We start from the raw sequence: 698 nt of genomic DNA on the forward strand, positions 1-698 counted from the left end.
TCTCCCCTATCCTGGCTAACATGGCGCTGGACGGATTACAGAGAACAGTCGACGCTGTGATACCTTCCAGCACGCAAAGAGGCCGGAAAGTAAAGGTAAACGTTGTGCGGTACGCAGACGATTTCATCGTCACCGGGGCCTCGAAAGAGATTCTGGAAGAAGAGATCAAACCTGCTATCGAGGCATTCTTCGAAGATAGAGGGCTTACCCTGTCTAAAGAGAAGACCAGAATAACGCACATTTCAGAAGGATTCGATTTCCTGGGACAAAACATTAGGAAATATGGAGGTAAGCTGCTCATTAAACCTTCACCCAAAAGCATCCTAAGCGTGAAGTCCAAAATCAGGGGGATCGTAAAAGGTAACAAGCAGGCAACCCAGAGAAACTTGATAGGACAGCTCAACCCCATAATCCGGGGGTGGGCAAACTATCACCAGCATGTGGTTGCTGCCAAAACCTTTAAAAGCCTCGATGCCGATATATGGCAACTACTATGGCAATGGGCTAGACGCAGGCACCCAAACAAAGGGGCAAGATGGGTCAGGAAGAAATACTTCAAGACCACGAGCACCCGGAACTGGGTATTTGCAGCGGACTCGCTAGAGAAACATTGGGATGGATCGCAGAAATGGCTGCGCCTTCAGGTGGCGTCAGACATAAACATTCGGCGGCACACAAAGATTAAGGCTAAAGCCAAT

Annotated in this window: 1 protein-coding gene; it reads left to right on the plus strand. The window is 49.0% G+C overall.

Annotated features, from left to right (window positions below; all coding sequences use genetic code 11):
* Nucleotides 1–11: 11 nt before the first annotated feature.
* On the plus strand, nucleotides 12–698 hold a 687-nt coding region (locus tag DU506_RS21345; protein WP_268877362.1), incomplete at its 3' end, for a group II intron maturase-specific domain-containing protein.

The sequence above is a fragment of the Vreelandella rituensis genome, assembly GCF_003336665.1.
Taxonomy (GTDB): domain Bacteria; phylum Pseudomonadota; class Gammaproteobacteria; order Pseudomonadales; family Halomonadaceae; genus Vreelandella; species Vreelandella rituensis.